The sequence below is a fragment of the Streptomyces sp. NBC_00289 genome, assembly GCF_041435115.1.
GTDB lineage: Bacteria > Actinomycetota > Actinomycetes > Streptomycetales > Streptomycetaceae > Streptomyces.
On record NZ_CP108046.1, the window covers coordinates 3,273,025 to 3,290,368 of the forward strand.

Genomic DNA, 17,344 nt, shown 5'->3' on the forward strand with positions numbered 1-17,344 from the left:
TCCGGCGCGGTGCGGGTGGTGCCGCTGGGTGGTGCCGGGCGGGTCCGCGGGTACCGTGATCACGGGCGGGCCGCCCCGCCTGGAGTTTCCTTCGTACGAACTTCCCCGAGGACGTCTGCCGTGCCGTTCCCCCCACCCCCGCATGCCCTTCCCGGGCCGCGGCGAAGAACCCTGCTCGCCTCCGCCGCGGGCGCCGCCCTTCTCGTGGGCTGCTCCGCCGCGTCCGAGGAGTCCGCCGGCACGAGCGGCAGCCAGTCGGCCGCCCAGCGGGCACGCGCGCGTGCGGCCCGCGACAGCGGCGGGCTGTTGCGCTCCTACGAGGCGGTGCTCGCCGTGCATCCGGCGCTGGCGGAGCGGCTGGGACCGTTGCGGGCGGAGGTGGTGCGGCACGTGGAGGCGTTCGGCGGGAGCGCGGCGGCCGGACCGTCCGGTACGGCGTCCCCGGCGGACCCCACGCCCCCCTCCACCGCCGCTTCCTCGGCCGATCCGTCGGCCGCCCCCTCCCGCGCGTCGGCCGCGTTGGCCGCCGTACCGGCGAGGGAGAAGGACGCCCTGGCGCAGCTCGCCGCCGCCGAGCGCGCGCTCGCGGACCGGCGGGCCGCAGCCCTGCTGGACCTGCCGGGCGAGCTGGCGCGGCTGCTGGCCTCGGCGGCGGCGGCCGGGGCGGCGCACGCGTATCTGCTGACGGAGGGGGCCCGGTGAGCGGGACGAACGACGAGGAACTGCGCGCGCTTCAGGCCGCGTTGGCGGCCGAGCACGCGGCGGTCTACGGCTACGGCGTGGTCGGCGGACGCGTCCGTGAGGAGCGGCGGGTGGAGGCCCGGGCGGCATACGACGCGCACCGGGCGCGACGCGACGCACTGGTGCGCGCGGTGCGCGACCTGGGCGGCAGGCCCGAGGCCGCGGCGGCGGCGTACGCGCTGCCCTTCCCGGTGCCGGACCCGGCCGCGGCGGTGCGGCTCGCCGCCGAGCTGGAGGACCGGGTGGCCGGCGTCTACTCCGACCTGGTGCGGGCGGCCGGGGCGGGGCAGCGGCGCACGGCCGCCGAGGCGCTTCGGGAGGCGGCGGTGCGCGCGGTGCGCTGGCGCGGCGAGAGCGTAGCCTTCCCTGGTCTCGCCGAGCGGGCCGGCACCGGCACGCCGTCGGTGTCGCCGACGGCGTAAGGCGTAGGGCCCAGCGGACGTACGGCTCCGCGGGCACGGCTCGACACGTAGGGGAAGGGAACGACTCGCGCATGGCTTTCGAACCGCCACGGCGTCTGGCGAGGGCACTCGGTGAGAGCGCACCGGCCGGTGACGAGTGGGTGGAGAAGCTGCCCGAGGCCGTCCGACAGGCCCTGGCGCAACGCGAGTTGACCGTCGAACGGGTCCAGGTGCCCGGCGGGCGCAGCAGTCTGGTGGTGCTCGTGCGACGAGCGGACGGAACGCCCGCCGTGCTCAAACTCGCCCCGCCCCGGGCCCGGCCGGAGAGCGAGCGGGCCGCACTCGCGCACTGGGCCGGCACCGGTGCCGTACAGCTGCTGGACGAGGCCTCGGCCGACGGTGCGCTGCTCCTTGAGCGGCTGCACCCGGATGTGTCGGTGCGGTCGCTGCCGGAGGCCAAGGCGCTGCTCGAGGCGGCCGGGACACTGCGCCGGCTGTGGGTGGAACCTCCCGGCGGAGAGGACGCCCATCCGTTCGAGAGCGTGGCCGGGCGGACCGGGCGGCAGGCCGAGGCGATGCGGGCGAGTGCCGACGCCGACGCCGAGCTGGCGCCGCTGGTGGACGTCGCACTCGCGGCGCGCGCGGAGCTGCTGGCCGCGCCGCCCGAGCACCGGCTGCTGCACGGCACGTTCCGGCAGAGCAAGGTGCTCGCCGCCGAGCGGATGCCGTGGCTGGCCGTGGGCCCCGATCCGGTCGTCGGTGAGTGCGCCTTCGACCTGGCCCGCCTGGTCCGCGACCGGGTCGAGGACCTCATCGCCTCACCGTCCGGGGCGACGACGACCCGGCGCCGGGTGAAGCGGCTCGCGGAGTCGCTGGAGCTGGACCAGGACCGGCTGCGCGGCTGGACGCTGTTCCGGGCGGTGGAGTCGGGGGTGCGGGCGCGCCGGGTGGGGCGGGCGCAGGACGCCGAGCTGCTGTTGGAGTTCGCGAGCTGGCTGTAGCGGCACCGGGGCGGGCCGCCGGGTCGTCCGGGCCGCGACCGCGCGCCGCGGACGGGACAGCGCTCCCCTGCTGGAGATCTCCCCGCAGGGGAGCGCTGTGGGTCCGGCCGACGTGCCTCCCGAGCCTGCCGACCGGAGTTTGGCGGGGTGGTTCGACGAAGCCCGTCGCGCGCGATCAGTGCTCGGTGGAACGCGCCTGCGGCCGCATCTCGGCGGGGGCCGCGAACAGACTCCCCTCGAAGGCCAGCAGGCGGGTGTGAGTGCGGATGTGGGCCGCCTGCTCCAGGGCGGTGGGGCCGTCCCGTCGCAGGTGGCCCGTGGTGCGCTCCGTGTACGGGACATGCCGGAACAGCGGGAGGTCCCTGGGGGGAAGACGCCAGGACAACTGACGTCCCCCGGCCACGAGTCGCAGCAGGTGCGTGCCGTCCGGTCCGACGCCGACCGCCGGAGTGACGACCGCGCTCGACGGGTGCAGCGCCGCCAGCCAGGCGAGGAGGTGAGCGCGTTCGAACGAGACGCGGGTCAACTCCCGTTCGAAGGAATCGGCATGGCGCTGCCAGCGGGCCAACTCCTGGCGGCAGCCGTCCAGGTCCGGGGAGAAGTCGTGTCGTGGCACGGTCCGCTGCCGGGGAGCGCGACCGCGCGACCCGAGGAGGCGGAGCAGGGCGGCCATGCGGCCGACGGGACGTGCGGCTCGGGAGCGGCGGTGCCGGGGGCCGTCGGACGCGGGCTCTTCGGGCGGACGGCCCGCCGAGGGTGCGGACATGAGGTACTCCGGTGGCGGTGAACGAGGGATCACTTCCGGGGCGGACCACTGGGTGTCCCGGCCGGGCCCCGCGGGCGGTCGCTGCCGCGGGCGGCTTCTTTGCGGCCACGGGTGGAGCCGGTGCGGCGGTAGCGGCCGGCGCTTCGCGCGTTGGCGAGACGGCAGGCCTCGTCGACGGGCTCCCGCAGGCGCAGATGCCTTTGGTAGGCCGCCCGGGTCCCGCACGGTGCGGGCTGCCCCCGGGGCACTCCGGCCGGCGTGCGCGGCTCCTCGGGAGCGGCGGGCGGCCCCTGCCGCGACTGGTCCGACTGACGTTCCAGGGCGTAACGCTGAGGTCCGGTCAGGCCGGCGATGACACCGTCGCGGTGACACTTGGGCAGTCCCCTCTCGCGTACGAGCACGGCGGCCCGGCAGTGAGCGAGCACCGGACAGTCCGCGCAGATGGCAACGGCACGGGACGAGGACCGGCGGGAGAACCACAACTCCGCGTCCTGGTGCCGGCAGGCGGCGCTCGACTCCCACGCCCGGGTGCCCCCGTCCGCCCCTTCCCCGGCCCCGGTCGGCCCCCTCGACCGACCGGCGCTCATCAGGCCGGCCCGGCCGGGCCGGCCGCCGGTCCCGACGGTACGAGTGGTCCGAACGGTTCCGCCCAGGCCGGCCGAGGCGGCGGTGCCGTCGGCTCCACCGGTGCCGACTGCGACACCGGTTCGGGTTCGGGTTCCCGTTCTCGTTCCGGGCCCGGCAGGCTCGGGATCGTCCGCAGGTTCCGCGGATCCGGGGCGGGTCGCGGGTCCGGCATCGCCCGCGGTTGCGGTGCGTCCGCACCCACTCCCGCCTCCGACACGTCCACCATCGCCCACGCTCCGCGCACGTCCGGCGGTGTCCGCGGTACGGCGCTCGGTGTCCCCGGTACGGCGCTCGGCGTCCGCGATACGGCGCTGTGCGTCCGCGATACGGCGCTCGGCACGGCCACGTCCGGCAGTGCCGCCGGATCCGTGGTGTCCGGCGGAGCCGACGGCGTGGGCGGTGCCGGTGGGATTCCCGCCGGACCGGGGGCCGGGCTGTCGTCGTCGGCCCTCACCGGCGACAACGTCCCCAGGTATGCGACCACGTTGGCCAGGGAGCACCGCTCGGGCCGGCCGTCCAGGGACATCAGAGGCATGCCGTCGCTGCTCCGACGGCCCTGGAAGTACCAGACACCCCCGTACGCGTCGCGCTGCGGTAAGGCCAGGTCGTACAGGGTCTCGCCGATCCGGAACGGACGCTTCTCCTCTCCCGTCGTCACCTTCGGCGGTGCCGCGGGGGCGCTGAGTGCCACCACCGTCACCCCGACGCCGTCGCGTTCCCCCTCGCCCGTCAGTGTGTGGGGCTCGGTCCGCTCTCCGACGACCGCGATGCCGAAGTACGAACGCCAGCGCTCCCATTGGGCCGAGCCGTCGACGCGGAGCAGGACCCGCAGCCGGTCGCCCTCGACGCGGACGTCGTGCGGACCGGGGTGGCTGTCCAGGTGCCGTTCGACGGCGCGCGCGACGTGACGCGCCCGTTCGCAGGAGGTGTCCCAGCTCAGTGCCTGCCGCTCCAGTTCGGTGACCGGCCGTGCGGTGCGGGACCAGCCGCCGTCCGGTGTCCGGTACAGCACCACGCCGAAGGAACGCTCGGGGTCGACGAGAAGACGGGCCGAGTCCAACGCGTGCGCGACGGCCGCCGCCTGTTCGGTCCGGACGGTCGCCAGCACCGTGCGGATCACGCGCGCGGCGTGGGGGACGTTCCCGTTCACACCGCCACCGTCCCGGCCGTCCAGCGCAGTTTCAGCAGCGCCCGGTGTGTCAGCGCCTTGACGGCGCCGACGCTCCGGCCCATCGCCAGGGCTGTCTCCTGTGCCGTCAGTTCGTCGAGGAAGCGCAGTTGTACGCAGTGGCGTTGCTGGGCGTTGAGCGTGTGCAGGGCGGTGCGGACCGTCTCGTGGGCCTCGACGGCCTCCAGTTCGCGCAGGGCGAGGGACTCCGGGCCCCTGCCGGGTACCTGCGGGTCCGGGAAGTCGGCGACGGTGGTCTCCAGCCGGGTGCGGCCGCGGCCGAGTTCGTCCCGGTGGAGGTTCTTGGCGATGGTGATGAGCCAGGCGGCGAACGCCGTGCCCTGCCAGGTGAACGCGTCGATACGCCGCAGCGCGCGGGTGAACACCTCCTGGGTCAGGTCCTCGGCCAGGTGTCTGTCGCGTGTGCGGACGAGCAGAAAGGTGTGCACGAGGCGGTAGTGCTCGTGGTAGAGGGTGGCGAACGCCTCCCGGTCGCCCGCGCGGGCCCGGGCGATCACCTCGGGTTCCGGGCCGTCCGGTGCGGACATGACGTTGTTCGGTGCGGACACAGGGAGTACTCCCGTCGACGTCGTTCGGGGGCGGAGCCAGGAGATCCGCATCTTCAGTACACATGTAGATGTAGATCGATACGGCGCAGATCCGGACTCACGCTTCCCATGTGAGCCGGGGCCTCGCCGCCAGGCATATCTACAGTCTTCAGGTAGATGCATACAGTGTCAAGTCGAGCACGGAGCGCAAGGTGTGGAGGGGGTGGCGCAAGGGGGGCACAGGGGCGCATGAGCGCTCAACCAACGCCATAGCGCTCCGGCGCACACCAGAACCCCCAGTCTCGGTCTGCGATCTACTTGCGCTTGTAGATATCGATGACCGATCCTCTGAGGCGTGACGAACCAGGAGAGCCTCCCAGGAGACCCAGAACCCGGCAATGATCCGGCGGGCCAGGACGTGGACCTGGCGATTCTGCTCGAACGCCTCCTCACGCAGGCTCCGGGAAGGACCCAGAAGGACCTCGCCTCGGCGGCCGGCATCTCGTACCCGACGCTGAACGCGTGGATGAACCGGACTCGCGGCACCTCACGCATCGACCCGGAGAAGTTGCGGGCCATGGTCGACGTGTTCCGGCGCTGGGGCGTGGAGACGACACCCAGGGAGTTCTTCGCGGCGGTCGGCCGTCCCGTACCCGGACCCAGCGGGGACGAGCGGGAGGCTCGGCTCCTCAAGCTGTACCGGCAATTGCCGGAGGCACGTCAGCGCGCGCTTGTGCAGGATGCCGAGGCGATGCTGCAGGTCAGCCGTATCACGTGAGGTCAGCGGCGTCACGTGAGCCCACGGTCCGTGCCGCCCGCCTCCGGCGGACGCGCAGGGCGAGCCGCACCCCGCGAACGAATATGACCGAAACTGTCCCTAGCCCCGACAGCCACCGCTAGCATCGGTCCGCCGCTGGCCTCCCGGAGCGGATCACTCGCGTCGTGCATCCCTGGGGAGACAGTTGTGTGCATTCACATGTCGTTGGCAGACAATGTGCCCGAAATCGCGGTATGGGACCCGGATGAGGTCAGTATCCGCGTGGCCAGAGGCTTCCAGCTGAGTGACGTGCTCCGGGAAGTACGGGACATCCTGATGGTCGACCTGGGCGCCCCCGCGTCACGGGGCAGCATGCTGTGGTGCTTCTGCGGTATGCGGGTGGAAATCCCGCACGAACTCGTTCCCCGCGACGTCCTCACGGCCGAGGTCTGCTGACCCCTCGTCAGCGCACCCGCCCGGGTATCAGCGACAGAGCGAGAACCGGACAACCGGCAGCTGCCCGCCGGGCCCGTTTCACGGTGGCGGCCGGCACCGGGGCGGCGTCGACCAGCGGGTAGCCCCACTCGTCGAGGGTGACGTGTTCGGGGAGGAGTTCCGCGCACAGGCCGTGTCCCTGGCAGGCGGTCCAGTCGATGTCGATGCGCCGGGCTGTGCTCATGGGTCAGTCCTCCTCGGGTACGGGCAGCAGGGGCGTGGACTCGGTCGCGGTGCACAACCCCCGTGCGTGGGCGTCCAGTTCGGTCGCGAAAGTGGTCAAGGCACTGCGGACCAGGCGGACCGTGCCGTCGGGGTGGTGGCAGGCGCCGCGGCCCTCGACGAGGCCCGCCCAGCGGGCGATGTCCTCGCGGACCGTGCCCTGGGCGCCGGGGGCGGCCAGGGTTCGGAAGGCGGCGGAGATGCGGGGCAGGCCGTTGAGGCAGGGGCCGCACTGACCGGCCGACTGCAGGGCGAGGTAGCGCAGTAGGTACGCGGGCGGTTTCGGCGAGGCCGCAGCGGTCGGCGGGGAGGGCGGCGAGGACGCCGGCGCCCATGGTGGCGGCGTCGAGGCCGAGCCGGGCGGCCGCGGCGGCCGGGATCCAGGTGCCGTGGTAGCCGCCGAGCAGCACGGCGGTCATCCCGTCCAGGGGCAGCAGCCGGCCCAGCGGCAGGCCGAACGGGGCCTCCACGACCCGGACTTCGCGTCCCGGGACGTGCACCGTGCACAGGGCGCTGCCCGGCTGGGCCGGGGTTCCGGCGGACCGGAACCAGTCGGCGCCGTAGCGGGCGATCAGTCCCAGGTGTGCCAGGGTCTCGACGTTCTGCACGAGAGTCGGTGCCCGGTTCACCCCGCGTTCACGCACCGGCGGGCGCTGGAACGCGGGCAGGGCGATGTCCCCGGAGACGTACCGGGCGAGGGCGGAGGACTGGCCGGACAGGAAGCGCTCGGGAACCCTCACGACCCGCACGGGCACCGGGTCGCGACGCCGCGCGAGGGCCGACTCCAGATACGACGCCCCGTCCTTCACCGCCAGGTGCGCCTCCCCCGCACCGGTCGCCGCGGCGACCGCCTGGATGCCGTCCAGGACCAGGTGGGGCGACAGCCGCAGCAGCGTACGGTCCTTGTGGCAGGCCGGTTCGCCCTCGCAGCCGTTGGCGACGACGACGGGGGTACGGCCGCTGCGGCGGCCCGCCTCGGCGACCGAGAGGAGCTTGCGGTGCACGGAGAACGCCGCTCCCCCGCGGCCGGTCAGGCCGGAGGCGGCGACCGTGCGCAGGAGCGCGTCCGGATCGCCGTACGGCAGGGGGCCGTAGCGCTGCTCGTGGGTGGCGAGGCCGGCCGGGGTGCCGCCGGGGGCGAGCAGCCGGGGTGACAGGTGGACGTCCTCAAAGGTGCTGGTCACGGTCGGGCTCCTTCGGCGGTTCGGAGAACGGCGGCGGGGGTGCGCCGGGCGGCGCGGGCGGAGTGCGCGAGCCGGCTGCCGACGGCGGCGGCCACGGCCGTCACGCAGGCGACGGTCAGCCAGGTCATCCAGTCGGCGCCGGTGTCCGTGCCGATGCCGAGGCCGTGGACCAGCGCGACCGGCCAGGAGGCGTACGCCAGCCGGTGCACCGCCCGCCAGGCGCGGTGGCCGACGCGTTCCCGCAGGAGGCTGGTGACCAGGACCGCCAGCATCAGGTCGAGGGCGACCGTGCCGAGGCCGAGCCAGAGCGGCTGGTAGGCGGAGCGGAACGGGACGAGGACGTCGAGGGCGGTGATGTCGACGTAGCCGTCGATCACCGCGACCGCGATGTGCAGGGCCAGGAAGGCGGTGGCGGACAGGGACAGGGTGCGGTGCAGGGAGACGGTGCCGAACCGGGGCAGGCCGGGGAGCCTGCCGCGCAGCCGGACCGCGATGCCGAGCAGGACGACGACAGTGAACAGGACGAGGCAGACGGCGCCGGTGGCGCGGTTGGCGTACCAGAGGGTCTCGGAGGTCATGCCGCCGCCGCCCGGTCCGGCGCGGACCCCGGCCAGCCCGGGGTGGTGAGGACGGTCCCGTCCTGGGCCACCAGCCGCGCCGGCAGCCCCAGTCCGGTGAGCCACCGCTCCGCGCCCGCGCCCTTCACCAGGGCCCCGGTGCTCGCCGCGTTGGCGTCGGCGCAGGTCGCGGCGGCGACCGAGACGGTTCGCCAGGGGCTGCGGACGGGCAGTCCGGTGCGGGGGTCGACGATGTGGTGCAACTGCCGCCCGCCGCGACGCCAGTTGCGCGCCGCCGTGCCGGAGGTGGCGAGCCCGCCGCCGCTCAGGCCGACCATGGCGTACGGGCCCTGCGCGGGCGTGACCCCGACCGGGCCCGTGACGTCCTGGACGCGGATCCGCCAGCCGCCCGCCGGGGCCTCGCCCGCGACGGCGGTGTCACCGCCCAGACTCACCAGGACCCCGCAGCCGGCCGTCTCGGCGAGCCGCGCGGCGGCTCGGTCGGCGGCCCATGCCTTGGCCGTGGCTCCCAGGTCCAGGCGGATGCCGGCCGGGACGGCGACCGTCCCGGTGCCGGGGTCCAGCGTCACCCGGCGCCAGCCGGGAGCGCGCCGCAAGGTCAGCCGTACCGGCCGGTCGTCTTCGCGGACGAGGGTGAAGTCGCGGTCGTAGCCGATGGCGTCCATCGCCGAGCCGACCGTCGGGTCGACCGCCCCGTCCGTCGCCTCGGCGGCGCGCAGCGCGACGCCCAGCGCCTCGGCGAGCAGGGGGCTGACCCGGACCGGCCGGCCCCCCGCGTCGTCGAGCGCGGCCAGCTCGGAGTCGGCACGAAAGCGGCTGCAGGCCGCGTCGACCTCGGCCAGGTGCCGGGCCAGGAGCAGGTTGCAGGAGTTCAGCAGCGCCGGGTCGGTGACGACGAGCCGGACGCCGGTGCCGAGGGCACGCCAGTCGGCGGCGGCCGTGGTGCGCGCGGAGGCGGTGGCCGTCATGACGCCCCCGAGGTGGAGTCGGCGGAGCCGCTGCCGGCGGTGAGACCGCTGGAGGAGCCGCTCGACGAGGAGTCGCCCGCCGAAGGCGAGGACGAAGACGAGGACGAAGACGAAGACGATGACGAGGTGGAATCGGTGGAGGAGGAGTCGGTCGCGGAGGACGTCGACGACGAGTCCGTACCGCTGCCGGCGGTGTCCCCGGAGCCCGAACCGCTCGAACCACTCGTACTGCTCGAACTGCTCGACCCGGTTCCGGTGCTCGCCGTCGTGCCGGCGTCCGCCTGCATCGTGCCGACCAGGGCGAACACCCCCGCCGCCGCGGCCAGCGTGACCGCTGCCGCGACGGCCGCCGTGCGCTGCGCTCCTCTGCGCACCGCTGCCGCGGCACCTCGTTCCCTCGAAGCCATGACCGTTCCCCTCCGTAGTGACGCTGTGTCACGCCCTACGGTCGGGGAACGGCCTGAGAGAAGTCTGTGAGGCGCCCGTACGACGCCGCAGAACTCTCTGAGAGGTTGGTTTACGTCACGCCGTCAGGCGGGCGAGGGCCTCGTCCACCGTGAGTTCCTCGCGCTCGCCGGTCCTGCGGTCCTTGAGTTCCAGGACCCCTTCGGCGGCACGCCGTCCGGCCACCAGGATCTGCGGTACGCCGATCAGCTCGGAGTCGGTGAACTTCACCCCCGGGGACACGCCGGGCCGGTCGTCCACCAGGACGCGGACGCCGGCCGCCGCCAGCTTCTGGGAGACGTCGAGGGCCAGTTCGGTCTGCAGGGCCTTGCCGGCGGCCACGACGTGCACGTCCGCCGGGGCGACCTCCTTGGTCCAGACGAGGCCCTTGTCGTCGGCGGTCTGCTCGGCGAGGGCCGCGACCGCGCGGGAGACGCCGATGCCGTAGGAGCCCATGGTGACGCGGACCGGCTTGCCGTTCTGGCCGAGGACGTCGAGCTTGAGGGCGTCGGCGTACTTGCGGCCGAGCTGGAAGATGTGGCCGATCTCGATGGCGCGGTCCAGCTTGAGGCCGGTGCCGCACTTCGGGCAGGGGTCGCCCTCCTCCACGACCACGACGTCGACGTACTCGCCGACCTCGAAGTCGCGGCCCGCGACCACGTTCTTCGCGTGTGTGTGCTCCTTGTTGGCGCCCGTGATCCACGTCGTGCCGGGGGCCACCCGCGGATCGGCGATGTACCTGACCTTCTCCAGACCCTGCGGGCCGACGTAGCCGCGGACCAGGTCCGGGCGGCCCACGAAGTCCTCGGCGGTGACCAGTTCGACGGCGGCCGGCGCGAAGTGCGCCTCGACCTTGCCCAGGTCGACCTCGCGGTCGCCGGGGACGCCCACGGCCACGATCTCGCCGTCGACCTTGACGAGCAGGTTCTTCAGGGTGGCGGAGGCCGGCACCCCGAGGGAGGCGGCGAGGGTCTCGATGGTCGGGGTGTCGGGGGTGGGGATCTCCTCCGCCGCCGGCACGTCCGCCGCGTCGACCGGCCGCAACTCGTACGTGATCGCCTCGGTGTTGGCCGCGAAGTCGCAGTTCGGGCAGTCGGCGAAGGTGTCCTCGCCGGCCTCGGCCGGAGCGAGGAACTCCTCCGACTTGGAGCCGCCCATCGCGCCCGCGGTCGCGGCGCAGATGCGGTAGTCGAGGCCGAGGCGCTCGAAGACCCGCTGGTAGGCCTGGCGGTGCAGGGCGTACGACTGGGCGAGGCCCTCGTCCTCGGTGTCGAAGGAGTAGGAGTCCTTCATCAGGAACTCGCGGCCGCGCAGGATGCCGGCACGGGGGCGGGCCTCGTCGCGGAACTTGGTCTGGATCTGGTAGAGGATGACCGGCAGGTCCTTGTAGGAGGACGCCTGGTCCTTCACGATCAGCGTGAAGATCTCCTCGTGGGTGGGGCCGAGCAGGTAGTCGCCGCCCCTGCGGTCCTGGAGGCGGAACAGCTCGGGGCCGTACTCGTCCCAGCGGCCGGTCGCCTCGTACGGCTCGCGCGGCAGCAGGGCGGGGAGCAGCACCTCCTGGGCGCCGATCGCGTCCATCTCCTCACGGACGATCCGCTCCACGTTGGCGAGGACCCTCCGGCCGAGCGGCAGCCAGGACCACACCCCCGCCGCGGTGCGGCGGACGTAGCCGGCGCGGACGAGCAGCTTGTGGCTGAGGACCTCGGCGTCCGCCGGGTCGTCGCGCAGCGTCTTCGCCAACAACTGGGACATGCGCTGGACCGGTGCGTTCGCCATGATTCTCGTACTCCTGCTGCGTGAGGGTGATGGCAGGAGGTTAGCCGGGCGGTGCGGGACCGTGGAAATCCGTTACCGGCGCAGCGGAAGCGGAGCACCCATCACGGCGTACGGCTTCGGGGCGCTGGGGAAGAGGACCTGGCGGGCCAGGTCCTCGTAGCCGAGGGAGTGGTAGAGGCCGCGGGCGGGGCTGTCGGTGTCGATCGCGGAGAGGATCGAGCGGGGTTCGACGGCGGTGTCCGTGATCGACGTGATCAGGGAGCGCCCGAGACCGCGGTTCTGGAAGTGCGGGTGGACGTGCAGCTCGGTGATCACGAACGAGTCGTCGAGCCAGCCGTCGTGGCCCTGGGCGCGGAGGTAGGGCTCCACGACGGTGGACCACCAGTGGGTGCGGTTGTTGGGCATGCCGTAGACGAAGCCGACGAGCCGTCCGGCGGTGGAGGCGCCGAGTGCGCGGGCACCGGGGTAGGTCATGTGGCGCAGCACGATCTGGCGGCGTACGGCGACCTCCTCGGCGCCGAGACCGAAGGCCACCGCCTGGACCGCGAGGGCCTCGTCCACGTGGGCGGCGAGGTCGAGGGAACCGATCACGACGTCTGCGGGGTGGCGGTGGCCATGACCGGAAAATCGCATGTGGGGAGAGTACAGGGGCTCTCCCGTTGTCGTCCGGGTCCGGATTTCAGAAGAGAACGCTCATGAACTCGCCGACTTCACGGAAGCCCACCCTCCGGTACGTCCGTCGCGCGGGGGTGTTGAAGTCGTTCACGTACAGGCTCACCAACGGGGCCACGTCGGCCAGCGCGTGGCGAAGCACCGCCGCCATGCCCGGCGCGGCCACGCCCCTCCCCCGGTACTCCGGGGCCACCCACACGCCCTGGATCTGGCAGGCGCGGTCGGTCGCGGCGCCGATCTCGGCCTTGAAAACCACCCTGCCGTCGGGACCGAGGCGGGCGAAGGAGCGGCCGGTGCCGACGAGTTCGGCGACCCTCGCCTGATACAGCAGGCCGCCGTCCCCGGCGAGCGGGGAGACACCGACCTCCTCGGTGAACATCGCCACGCACGCCGGCATGATCGCCTCGATCTCGTCCTTGCGGATGCGGCGGACGTAAGGATCCGGGTCGACGGTCGCGGACGGGCGGTCGGTGACCATGAGCGGCTGGTGGGCGCGCACCTCGCGGGCCGGTCCCCAGCTGGGTTCGAGCAGGCGCCACAGCTCGGCGGTGGGCTCGGCGGGGCCGACGACGGAGGAGCAGCGACGGCCGGCCCGGCGGGCGCGGTCGGCGAAAGCGCGTACAGCCCTCGGGGTGGCGCAGATCGGGACCAGGTTGGCGCCGGCGTAGCACAGGGAGGTCAGCATGCCGCCCTCGTACCAGCCCCACATCTCGCCGCCGAGCCGCCATGGATCCAGGCCGGCGATCCGTACCCGGGAGGTGACGAAGGCGTTGGCGACCGGCTCGCGGTCGAGGACGGCGAGCGCGGCGTCCAGGTCACTCGGTTCGAGAACCCGGGAAGTGGTCTGGGTCAACACGTACGGGGCCTCACCCTAAGGTCTACAGATCTCCGCACTGTACCTGCCGAGAATGTGCCACGCCGCCCCGTGGTACGGCCTCGTGCCAGGATCGGCCCATGATCTTGCAGACCGAAAGAACGGACGCGCGGACGTGGCCTCAGGAGCAGATGGCCGAGCTGTTCAGTGAGGGCTTTCCACGGTTCATCACCGCCGATCGGCTGGGCAAGCAGTACATAGGCCGGGTCAGGGAGTGGTTCGGCGATCTGGACCTCATGCTGCTGGACGAGGCGGGCGTGCCGGTCGCCGGCGGGTGGGGAGTGCCGGTCCGCTGGGACGGGCAGACCGACACACTGCCGTCGGGCTACAGCGACGCCCTGGTCAGGGCCGTCGAGGGAAGGGAGCAGGGGGTCGTGCCGGACACCCTGGTGATCTGCGGCGCGATCGTCACTCCGTCGCTCAAGGGCCGTGGGCTGGCGGGCCGGACGCTGTCGACGCTGCGGGACACCGGCCTGGCGGCGGGCCTGAGCCGGGTCCTCGCGCCCGTGCGGCCGACGACGAAGGCGCGGTACCCGCTGACGCCGATCGCTTCCTTCATGCACTGGCGCCGGTCCGACGGTGCGGCCCTCGACCCGTGGATCCGGACCCATGAGCGTCTCGGCGCGGAGATCCTGGCGGCGGCGCCGGCCTCGCAGACGATGACGGGCACGGTCGCCGAGTGGGAGGACTGGACGGGACTGGCCCTCCCCGAGTCCGGCGACTACGTCATCCCGGACGGGCTGAGCGTGCTGCGCGTCGACCGGGACGCCGACAACGGGGTCTACCAGGAGCCCAACGTCTGGATGCGTCACGTCTGAGGGCGGGACGCGAGATCGCTGCGCAGGCGGTACAGGACGCTGGGCCGCAGCGGTCCTTCGGGCGCGGTGGGGTCGTCGAAGTCGTCGGCCGGGTCGCGGGTCATGCCCAGGCGCCGCATCACCGCCTGCGAACGGAGGTTGGTGGCCGTGGTGACGGCGAGGATCTCGGCCAGGCCGAGGCTCTGGAAGCCGAACTCGAGGACGGCGCGGGCCGCTTCGGTGGCGTATCCGTGGCCCCAGGCCGCCCGGGCCAGCCGCCAGCCGACCTCGACTCCGGTGAAGGGCATGTCCTCCTCGACGGGGTCGAGCCCGGTGAACCCGACGAACTCGCGGGTGCCCGCCACCTCCACGGCCCACCAGCCCCAGCCGCGCCGGTCGAGGTCGGCCTGGAAGGACGCGACGGACGCGGCGCTCTGCTCGGCCGTGAGGAGTTCGGGGAAGTGTTCCCGGACCTCGGGGTCGGCGTTCATGGCGGCCCAGGGGGCGAGATCGGAGTCCCGCCAGGTGCGGAGGACGAGTCGCTCGGTACGCAGTTCGGACATCGCGCCAAGCTAACGCGATCATGTGCGCGCGGCGATCGAATAAATCGCATGCGCGGGGAAGGCGGTGGGCGGACCCTCACCCGCGGACCTCCACCGCCGCGGGGCGCCGTGTCGGCGCCCCGCCCCGGATGCCGGTCAGCCCTTGACCGAGACCTCGGGCTCGCCGGAGGTGACGCCGGCCGCCTCCATCTGTTCGGCCAGCTTCATGGCCTCCTCGATGAGGGTCTCCACGATCTTGGACTCGGGGACGGTCTTGATGACCTCGCCCTTGACGAAGATCTGCCCCTTGCCGTTGCCGGAGGCGACGCCGAGGTCGGCCTCGCGGGCCTCGCCGGGGCCGTTGACGACGCAGCCCATGACGGCGACGCGCAGCGGGACCTCCATGCCGGTCAGGCCGGCGGTCACCTCTTCGGCCAGCTTGTAGACGTCGACCTGGGCGCGGCCGCAGGACGGGCAGGAGACGATCTCCAGGCCGCGCTGCCTGAGGTTCAGCGACTCCAGGATCTGGTTGCCGACCTTGACCTCCTCCACGGGAGGCGCGGACAGGGACACGCGGATCGTGTCACCGATGCCCTGGGAGAGGAGGGCACCGAAGGCGACGGCCGACTTGATGGTGCCCTGGAAGGCCGGTCCGGCCTCGGTGACACCCAGGTGCAGGGGGTAGTCGCACTGGGCCGCGAGCTGGCGGTAGGCCTCGACCATCACGACCGGGTCGTTGTGCTTCACCGAGATCTTGATGTCCCGGAAGTCGTGCTCCTCGAAGAGGGACGCCTCCCACAGCGCGGACTCGGCGAGCGCCTCGGGGGTCGCCTTTCCGTACTTCTGGAGCAGCCGCTGGTCCAGCGAGCCCGCGTTCACCCCGATGCGGATCGGGGTGCCGTGGTCCTTCGCCGCCTTGGCGATCTCCTTGACCTTGTCGTCGAACTGCTTGATGTTGCCGGGGTTGACGCGCACCGCGGCGCAGCCGGCCTCGATGGCCGCGAAGACGTACTTCGGCTGGAAGTGGATGTCCGCGATGACGGGGATCTGCGACTTGCGGGCGATGGTCGCGAGGGCGTCGGCGTCGTCCTGGGTGGGGCAGGCCACACGGACGATCTGGCAGCCGGAGGCCGTGAGTTCGGCGATCTGCTGGAGGGTCGCGCCGATGTCCGACGTACGTGTCGTGGTCATCGACTGCACCGACACGGGCGCGTCGCCGCCCACCGCCACGGATCCGACCTGGATCTGCCGGCTCTTGCGGCGCTCGGCGAGCCTGGTCGGAACGGACGGCATGCCGAGAGAAATCGCAGTCATCTGCTGTGCAACCCCAAGTCGTGGATCAAGGTCCGGTCCCGTCAGCAGCGGGCTCCAGACTTCGAGATTACGGCACGCCCCGAGGCCGGAGCACATCCCGCCCGTAAACCCACTCGATGGAGGGCGGCCCGGAAATCGACGTTCCGGACCGCCACGAACTGCTGTGACTAGGAGATGCGCACCGGGTTGACCACATCCGCGATCAGCACGAGCAGGGTGAAGCAGACGAAGACACCGGCCACCACGTAGGCCACCGGCATCAGCTTCGCCACGTCGAACGGACCCGGGTCCGGGCGGCGCAGCACCTTCGCCGCACTGCGGCGCAGGGACTCCCACAGGGCGCCCGCGATGTGTCCGCCGTCGAGCGGGAGCAGCGGGAGCATGTTGAAGAGGAACAGGGAGAGGTTGAAGCCGCCGAGCAGCATCACGAACATGGCGAGCTGCTGCGAGGCCGGGATGTCGAGGGTGGCGATCTCGCCGCCCACCCGGGCCGCGCCGACGATGCCCATCGGGGAGTCGGGCTCACGCGGCCCGTCGCCGAAGGCCGCGTCCCACAGTGCGGGGATCTTGGAGGGCAGGGCCGCGAGGGAGTCGACGGCGTCGCCCACCCGGTCACCCATCCAGGTCACGGACTCGCCGAAGTCCTGCTTGACGACGCCGGTGGCCGCGCTGAAGCCGAGGAAGCCGGCCTCGACGTACTGGCCCTGGACGTACGCTCCGCTCGAGTCCTTCTTGGCGACCCGGTTGGTGGCGATCTTGGTGTGCAGGGTCACCTCCTGGCCCTTGCGGTCGACGACGATCGCCACGTCCTTGCCGGCGCTGACGCGGATCAGGTCGGAGAGCTTGTTCCAGTCGTCGGTGCGCACTCCGGCGAACGCCACGATCCGGTCGTCCTGCTTCAGGCCCGCGGCCGCGGCCGGGGAGGCCTGGTCGGTCTTCTTGCAGGAGTCGCGGTTCTCGCTCTGCGCGATGACGCACGGGGAGACCGAGGCGACGGTGGTGGTCTGCTGCTGGATGCCGAAGCCCATCAGCACGGTGAAGAACAGGCCCACCGCGAGGATGAGGTTCATGAAGGGGCCCGCGAACATCACGATGACCCGCTTCCACGGCTTGCGCGTGTAGAAGAGGCGGGTCTCGTCACCCTCCCTGACCTCCTCGAACGCGGCCGAGCGGGCGTCCTCGATCATGCCTCGCCAGGGCGAGGTGGAACGTGCCTCGAGGCGGCCGTCGGGGCCGGGCGGGAACATGCCGATCATGCGGATGTAGCCACCGAACGGGACGGCCTTGACCCCGTACTCGGTCTCACCCTTCTTGCGTGACCAGATGGTCGGGCCGAAGCCGACCATGTACTGCGGCACGCGGATACCGAAGAGCTTGGCCGTGGACAGGTGCCCCAGCTCGTGCCACGCGATCGAGACCAGCAGGCCGAACGCGAAGACGACTATGCCGAGGATGAACATCAGGGT

20 protein-coding genes and 2 pseudogenes are annotated in these 17,344 nt (G+C 72.7%); 7 read left to right on the forward strand and 15 right to left on the reverse strand.

The window, feature by feature from the left end:
* Positions 1-120 precede the first annotated feature (120 nt).
* The 3 genes from OG985_RS14915 (at position 121) to OG985_RS14925 (ending at position 2,143) form a co-directional block, all read left to right on the forward strand.
* Positions 121-702, forward strand: a complete 582-nt coding sequence (locus OG985_RS14915; RefSeq protein ID WP_371668811.1) for a hypothetical protein — start codon at positions 121-123, stop codon at positions 700-702.
* The gene (locus OG985_RS14920; RefSeq protein WP_371668812.1) at positions 699-1,163 is read left to right on the forward strand and encodes a ferritin-like domain-containing protein; all 465 of its coding nucleotides are present in this window, start codon (positions 699-701) and stop codon (positions 1,161-1,163) included. The genes OG985_RS14915 and OG985_RS14920 overlap by 4 nt, the downstream gene beginning before the upstream one ends.
* A 71-nt stretch (positions 1,164-1,234) precedes the next feature.
* Positions 1,235-2,143 (forward strand): aminoglycoside phosphotransferase family protein, encoded by a 909-nt coding sequence (locus OG985_RS14925; protein ID WP_371668813.1) that lies wholly within the window; start codon positions 1,235-1,237, stop codon positions 2,141-2,143.
* Positions 2,144-2,318: 175 nt separating this feature from the next.
* On the opposite strand, the gene OG985_RS14930 is transcribed toward OG985_RS14925, so the two are convergent.
* Genes OG985_RS14930 through OG985_RS14945 form a run of 4 tightly spaced genes read right to left on the reverse strand, consistent with a single transcriptional unit; the run spans position 2,319 to position 5,273 of the window.
* Positions 2,319-2,909, reverse strand: a complete 591-nt coding sequence (locus OG985_RS14930; RefSeq protein ID WP_371668814.1) for a hypothetical protein — start codon at positions 2,907-2,909, stop codon at positions 2,319-2,321.
* Positions 2,910-2,938: 29 nt separating this feature from the next.
* On the reverse strand, positions 2,939-3,496 hold the full coding sequence (locus OG985_RS14935) for a WhiB family transcriptional regulator (protein WP_371668815.1): 558 nt from the start codon (positions 3,494-3,496) through the stop codon (positions 2,939-2,941).
* Entirely contained in the window at positions 3,496-4,686 is a 1,191-nt protein-coding gene (locus tag OG985_RS14940; protein ID WP_371668816.1) for a BN159_2729 family protein, read from the reverse strand. Before OG985_RS14940 ends, OG985_RS14935 begins: the two co-directional genes overlap by 1 nt.
* Entirely contained in the window at positions 4,683-5,273 is a 591-nt protein-coding gene (locus OG985_RS14945) for an RNA polymerase sigma factor (protein ID WP_371668817.1), read from the reverse strand. The genes OG985_RS14940 and OG985_RS14945 overlap by 4 nt, the downstream gene beginning before the upstream one ends.
* A gap of 334 nt (positions 5,274-5,607) precedes the next feature.
* Here OG985_RS14945 and OG985_RS14950 point away from each other — a divergent pair, with 334 nt between their 5' ends.
* Together OG985_RS14950 and OG985_RS14955 are read left to right on the forward strand one after the other, a co-directional pair.
* Positions 5,608-6,030, forward strand: coding sequence for a helix-turn-helix domain-containing protein (locus OG985_RS14950; RefSeq protein WP_371668818.1), 423 nt, complete (start codon positions 5,608-5,610; stop codon positions 6,028-6,030).
* A gap of 261 nt (positions 6,031-6,291) precedes the next feature.
* Positions 6,292-6,465 carry a hypothetical protein gene (locus OG985_RS14955; RefSeq protein WP_371668819.1) on the forward strand — a complete coding sequence of 58 codons (174 nt, stop codon included), beginning with the start codon at positions 6,292-6,294 and terminating at the stop codon, positions 6,463-6,465.
* Positions 6,466-6,472: 7 nt separating this feature from the next.
* On the opposite strand, the gene OG985_RS14960 is transcribed toward OG985_RS14955, so the two are convergent.
* From OG985_RS14960 to OG985_RS14980, 5 genes and pseudogenes are all read right to left on the reverse strand, one after another.
* Entirely contained in the window at positions 6,473-6,688 is a 216-nt protein-coding gene (locus OG985_RS14960) for a ferredoxin (RefSeq protein WP_371668820.1), read from the reverse strand.
* A 126-nt stretch (positions 6,689-6,814) separates the two neighbouring features.
* Positions 6,815-6,991: pseudogene (locus OG985_RS14965) on the reverse strand (NADH-ubiquinone oxidoreductase-F iron-sulfur binding region domain-containing protein); the annotation flags it as partial.
* 376 nt (positions 6,992-7,367) lie between these two features.
* Positions 7,368-7,910: pseudogene (locus OG985_RS14970) on the reverse strand (NADH-quinone oxidoreductase subunit E); the annotation flags it as partial.
* Positions 7,907-8,488: a ferric reductase-like transmembrane domain-containing protein gene (locus OG985_RS14975; protein WP_371668821.1), complete on the reverse strand. Its 582-nt coding sequence runs from the start codon at positions 8,486-8,488 to the stop codon at positions 7,907-7,909. The pseudogene OG985_RS14970 and the gene OG985_RS14975, both read right to left, overlap by 4 nt.
* Entirely contained in the window at positions 8,485-9,456 is a 972-nt protein-coding gene (locus OG985_RS14980; protein ID WP_371668822.1) for an FAD:protein FMN transferase, read from the reverse strand. Before OG985_RS14980 ends, OG985_RS14975 begins: the two co-directional genes overlap by 4 nt.
* A 12-nt stretch (positions 9,457-9,468) precedes the next feature.
* Between OG985_RS14980 and OG985_RS14985 the strand changes: the two genes are divergently transcribed.
* Positions 9,469-9,933, forward strand: coding sequence for a hypothetical protein (locus tag OG985_RS14985; protein WP_371668823.1), 465 nt, complete (start codon positions 9,469-9,471; stop codon positions 9,931-9,933).
* Positions 9,934-9,978: 45 nt separating this feature from the next.
* On the opposite strand, the gene OG985_RS14990 is transcribed toward OG985_RS14985, so the two are convergent.
* The 3 genes from OG985_RS14990 to OG985_RS15000 all read right to left on the reverse strand — a co-directional run bounded on the left by OG985_RS14990 (position 9,979) and on the right by OG985_RS15000 (position 13,207).
* Positions 9,979-11,679, reverse strand: coding sequence for a proline--tRNA ligase (locus tag OG985_RS14990; protein WP_371668824.1), 1,701 nt, complete (start codon positions 11,677-11,679; stop codon positions 9,979-9,981).
* Between the two features lie 72 nt (positions 11,680-11,751).
* The gene (locus tag OG985_RS14995) at positions 11,752-12,312 is read right to left on the reverse strand and encodes a GNAT family N-acetyltransferase (RefSeq protein WP_371668825.1); all 561 of its coding nucleotides are present in this window, start codon (positions 12,310-12,312) and stop codon (positions 11,752-11,754) included.
* A 46-nt stretch (positions 12,313-12,358) separates the two neighbouring features.
* A complete protein-coding gene (locus tag OG985_RS15000; RefSeq protein ID WP_371668826.1) occupies positions 12,359-13,207 on the reverse strand; it encodes a GNAT family N-acetyltransferase in 849 nt (282 codons plus the stop codon).
* Between the two features lie 149 nt (positions 13,208-13,356).
* Between OG985_RS15000 and OG985_RS15005 the strand changes: the two genes are divergently transcribed.
* Positions 13,357-14,043, forward strand: coding sequence for a hypothetical protein (locus OG985_RS15005; RefSeq protein ID WP_371668827.1), 687 nt, complete (start codon positions 13,357-13,359; stop codon positions 14,041-14,043).
* Here the strand turns inward: OG985_RS15005 and OG985_RS15010 are convergent.
* The 3 genes from OG985_RS15010 to OG985_RS15020 all read right to left on the reverse strand — a co-directional run bounded on the left by OG985_RS15010 (position 14,034) and on the right by OG985_RS15020 (position 17,338).
* Positions 14,034-14,585, reverse strand: a complete 552-nt coding sequence (locus OG985_RS15010; protein WP_371668828.1) for a GNAT family N-acetyltransferase — start codon at positions 14,583-14,585, stop codon at positions 14,034-14,036. The two genes, OG985_RS15005 and OG985_RS15010, sit on opposite strands and share 10 nt — an antisense overlap.
* 135 nt (positions 14,586-14,720) lie before the next feature.
* Complete coding sequence (gene ispG / locus OG985_RS15015) at positions 14,721-15,878, reverse strand: flavodoxin-dependent (E)-4-hydroxy-3-methylbut-2-enyl-diphosphate synthase (protein WP_371668829.1); 1,158 nt, start codon at positions 15,876-15,878, stop codon at positions 14,721-14,723.
* A gap of 167 nt (positions 15,879-16,045) precedes the next feature.
* Complete coding sequence (locus OG985_RS15020; RefSeq protein ID WP_371674378.1) at positions 16,046-17,338, reverse strand: RIP metalloprotease; 1,293 nt, start codon at positions 17,336-17,338, stop codon at positions 16,046-16,048.
* Positions 17,339-17,344: the final 6 nt, after the last annotated feature.